Source organism: Vibrio sp. 378 (assembly GCF_033339435.1).
This window is the reverse complement of the sequence record NZ_JAWOUO010000627.1, coordinates 1-667: the sequence shown is the minus strand read 5'-3', so window position 1 is coordinate 667 and position 667 is coordinate 1. Positions and strand designations below refer to the sequence as shown.

Annotated in this window: 2 protein-coding genes; one reads left to right on the top strand and one right to left on the bottom strand. The window is 48.3% G+C overall.

The window, feature by feature from the left end; all coding sequences use genetic code 11:
• On the top strand, nucleotides 1-108 hold a 108-nt coding region (locus R7Q48_RS31765; RefSeq protein WP_411979298.1), incomplete at its 5' end, for a metallopeptidase TldD-related protein.
• A 76-nt stretch (nucleotides 109-184) separates the two neighbouring features.
• Here the strand turns inward: R7Q48_RS31765 and R7Q48_RS27940 are convergent.
• Nucleotides 185-667: magnesium transporter (locus tag R7Q48_RS27940; protein WP_318133549.1), on the bottom strand; the 483-nt coding region annotated here is incomplete at its 5' end.

The window sequence follows — 667 nt, the reverse complement described above, 5'->3', positions numbered from 1 at the left end:
AAAGACATGTTCACGAAGATTGTAGCCGTTGGTAGTGATATTGAAACACGCTCACAAATCCAAACCGGTTCTATCTTGCTCGACACAATGAAAGTCGCAGGTGAATAATAGTTACTAGCGCGGAAATACCAAAAAGCCTGATGTGTTCATCAGGCTTTTTTAATGCTCATTGTTGGTTACTGGCTTAGATCAGCAAGGTTGCTAGACCGAGGAAAACAGACAAGCCAATCACATCAGTGACAGTCGTCAGTGCCATACCGCCAGCAAGGGCAGGATCGATATTCATCTTCTTCAGAAGGACAGGGATGGTTACCCCTGCAACCCCGGCGACGAACAGGTTGGTCAACATGGCGGCAGAGATGATACCTCCGAGCATCCAGTTGCCTTTCCAAACCACAACGATACCACCGATGATTAACGCCCACATGATGCCGTTAAGCAAACCGATTGCGGCTTCTTTCATCAACAGTTCACGTTTGTTTGAGTCACCGATATGACCTAAAGCAAGGCCACGAATAACCAGTGCAACGGTTTGGTTACCTGCAACACCACCCATGGATGGCACGATGGTCATCAAGACCGCAATTGCCGCCATTTGGTCCAGAGTGGCTTCAAACATGTTGGAAACCGAAGCAGCAGCTAATGCAGCTAGGACATTGGCTCCGAG